The sequence below is a fragment of the Bradyrhizobium sp. CFUWI genome, assembly GCF_056429085.1.
This window is the reverse complement of record NZ_JBWJZE010000078.1, coordinates 1-3,175: the sequence shown is the minus strand read 5'-3', so window position 1 is coordinate 3,175 and position 3,175 is coordinate 1. Positions and strand designations below refer to the sequence as shown.

Sequence of the window (3,175 nt, the reverse complement as noted above, 5' to 3'; positions counted from 1 at the left end):
GTGGGTGGGAGGGGGATGGAGTGGCGGATGACGATCTTGTCGTCGCCAACGAGGACTTCCTTCACGAGAAGGCGCAGCACGCGTCGGCGTTCGATTATATCGAGCTCGCCGAGGGATGAGCGCAGGCGGTCGAGGAAGCTCGTCACGGATTCGGCGAGACGCAGACAAACTTCCCGCTCCTTCGATTGGTCTTCGATCGCTTGCAACTCCAATAGGCAAGCCTGTTCGCGGCTGCGCAAATCAGGCATGCGGCTGCGCAGCTCTTCAAGTGAGAGAAGGCTCTCCTGATAGGCCGTGAGGAGACGCTCGATGCGTTTCCGGGAGCGCGCAAGATCGCGGCGAAGCGTTTCCTCCCGGCGCTGTGTGGGATCGGCGTTGCGCGCCGCCTTGAGCCGGCGCTCAAGTTCGTCTTCGATGAGGTTTCGGTCTTCAAGTAAACGCGCGATCTCTTTCCATACCACCTCGTCCAGCAAATCCTGGCGCACCGGGCGATTGTCGCAGACCGGCCCGCCGAGCCGGCGCCAGCCATCCGAGCCCAAGCAGCGGTAGTAATGGATAGTTCGAGCGCTCGACCTTGTGGAGGTGCGATAGAGCCCATAGCCGCATTTGGCGCAGCTCAACAATCCTTGCAGGGCGCTCGGCGTGATCGTGCTCCGCGGGGCATGCTTCTTGTTGGCTTCCAAAAGCTCATTCGCCAGTGCGAAGGTCTCTTCGCTGATGATGGTCGGCACAGGGATTTCGATCCACTCTGTGCGAGGAAGCTCATGATTGGCGCTGTTGCGAGGCGCGACACCGCCGCGCAGTCGCAACGGCCGCGTCACACGCATGCGCGGCGCGATCCGAGTCTTGCCAAAGCAGGCCGTTCCTTTATACGCGGGATTGCGCAGCATCGCCCAAACCGTCGAGCGCTCCCAGTGGCCTGTTTCTTTGGCTGTCGGAATCTGGCGCTCATTGAGCAGGCGCGTGATGGCGCCGATGCTGTGGTTTCTTGCGGTGTAAAGCTCGTAGACCCAGCGCACGACACCGGCCTGTCGCTCGTCGATCTCATAATAGGCGGCAGAGTGATCGGTCTTGCGCTTGTAGCGATAGCCAAACGGAGCGCCGGAAAGCACGCTCACTTGGCCTTGAAGGGCGCGATGGCGCTTCCCTCGCCGCGACCGCTCCAGGATTTGCGCGCGTTCATATTCGGCGATCATGCCCTGAAACTGCAGCAGCAGCTCGTCTTCCGGCGTCGCCGCCCGTCTCGAGCGAATGAACAACACCTCGACGCCGGCGCGCGCGAACTCTTCGATAAGAAGGATTTGATGCGCATAGCGCCGGCTCAGCCGATCGGGAGCGTAGACGAGCACGGCTTGGATCCGCCCTTCTGCGGCGAGATCGCGCAGTCGTTCAAGCCCAGGGCGCAACAAGCTCGCGCCGCTATAGCCGTCGTCTTCGATCACCCATTCCGCCGGCACGTCGCAGTTCTGCTCGCGCGCGAAAGCGATCAGCGCGCTCGTCTGACTGGCAATCGTGTTCTCCTCCTTCTGTTTGTCCGACGACACTCTGGCGTAAATCGCGGCGGTTTTCATCTTCGCCTCCCGTCACATCGGCGCCGGCGCGCGCGAAGCGCACCTGATCTGGAACGAGAATTTCGTAAACCTGTTCAAGTTTGGCGGCGACGAGCCGATCGAACGCAAATTCGAGTTGAACGTCGCGCTTTTTTCGCCGCTCAGCCATCTTCGCGGACAGACGCGAGATAGGCGGCCACCGCCCGGCGCATCACCTCGCTTGCCGAAAGCCTGGAAGCCGCCGCATGCGCCTGGAGTTTTTGGGCGAGATCGGCCGGCATCTTCAGGGAGAGCGTCACAGACGGCTGCGGCGCGGAAAGGAGCGGCTCCTTCCTTTTGGCCACTTCGAGATAGCGATAGGCTTGCCGCAGCGACAAGCCGCTTTCGCGCGACAGCGCCAAGGCCGCCTCCGCCATGCCGATTTTCTTCGCGAGCAAGCGTCGCGCCGCCCTCAGCCGTTCGGCCTTCTGCGCCTGCGTCGATCGAATCATATGACATAATGGTATTACCTTTTGCGTCTCAAATCAACAATAGCTCCATCGCGCCAGCCGGTGATGACGCGTTCAAAGCGGAAATTATCTTTTGCGTTCAGGGAGCCATCAGCCCGCTGTTGGCGAATCTCTTTCTTCATTATGCGTTCGATGTGTGGATGAGCCGAGAATATCCGGGTGTCCCATTTGAACGATATGCTGATGATGCCATCGGCCATTGCCGAAGCGAAGCGGAGGCGCGTGACTTGTGTCGGGCGCTCGAAACGAGGTTTGCGGAATGCGGGCTACGGCTGCATCCGGAAAAGACCAAGATCGTGTATTGCAAAGATGCCAATCGCTCCGGCGCTTATCCGGAGCAGTCGTTTGACTTCCTCGGCTATAGCTTTCGGCCGAGGATGGCGAACAATCGACACGGTGAGCGGTTCGTCTCATTCAGCCCGGCCGTCAGCAAGAAGGCCGGGAAACGGATGCGGCATACCGTGCGCAGGTGGCGGCTGCATCGGCGCAGCGATCTTGAGCTGGTGGAAATCGCCAAATGGGTCCGTCCAGTCCTGACGGGCTGGGTGCGCTACTACGGGCGGTTTTATCCCTCGAAGCTTCAAGAGGAGTTGCGCACGATCGATGCCTACATCGTTCGATGGGCAACACGAAAATACAAACGGTTCCGAGGACACACGTTGGCGGTATGGGAATGTGAAGCGACGCAATCCAGGCCTGTTCGCTCACTGGGTTGCCGGATCAACGGTTGGATGACGGGAGCCGGATGAATCGCGAGGTTCACGTCCGGTTCTGAGAGAGCGCGGGGCTGCAATGCCCCGCGCCACTCACCTATCTCAAGGGCTATGCCGACGGTCGCGAGGCCAAGGCAGGAATCGCAAACTGGATCGCCTTCTATAACGGTCGTCGCCTTCATCAGGCACTCGGCTATCGCGCGCCGATGGCGATCTGGCGCGAACGGATGCAGGCTGCGAAGGCTGTGGACATGATGGACAACGCTGACGCGTTGACCACATGCCCATCTGTGGACGCCCCGGTGGATGCAAGAAGAATCTTTCGATCAGGTGTTGCGCGTAGTCGGGTGCTGACATCTGTCCGGCCTTTATTGCGACCGTCATATGTCGCGGGCCCGTATGG

General features: G+C 60.5%; 4 protein-coding genes. 2 read left to right on the top strand and 2 right to left on the bottom strand.

Going from position 1 to position 3,175, the window contains the following annotated elements; genetic code table 11:
• Together AC066S_RS38615 and AC066S_RS38610 are read right to left on the bottom strand one after the other, a co-directional pair.
• Window positions 1–1,571: recombinase family protein (locus AC066S_RS38615; protein WP_135167608.1), on the bottom strand; the 1,571-nt coding region annotated here is incomplete at its 3' end.
• A 140-nt stretch (window positions 1,572–1,711) separates the two neighbouring features.
• Window positions 1,712–1,987, bottom strand: a complete 276-nt coding sequence (locus AC066S_RS38610; protein WP_245481541.1) for a ribbon-helix-helix protein, CopG family — start codon at window positions 1,985–1,987, stop codon at window positions 1,712–1,714.
• A gap of 62 nt (window positions 1,988–2,049) precedes the next feature.
• Between AC066S_RS38610 and AC066S_RS38605 the strand changes: the two genes are divergently transcribed.
• Window positions 2,050–2,808, top strand: a complete 759-nt coding sequence (locus tag AC066S_RS38605) for a group II intron maturase-specific domain-containing protein (RefSeq protein ID WP_167767837.1) — start codon at window positions 2,050–2,052, stop codon at window positions 2,806–2,808.
• Window positions 2,809–2,846: 38 nt separating this feature from the next.
• Window positions 2,847–3,175, top strand: a 329-nt coding sequence (locus tag AC066S_RS38600) for an integrase core domain-containing protein (protein ID WP_478271902.1), incomplete at its 3' end; no start/stop codon positions are given.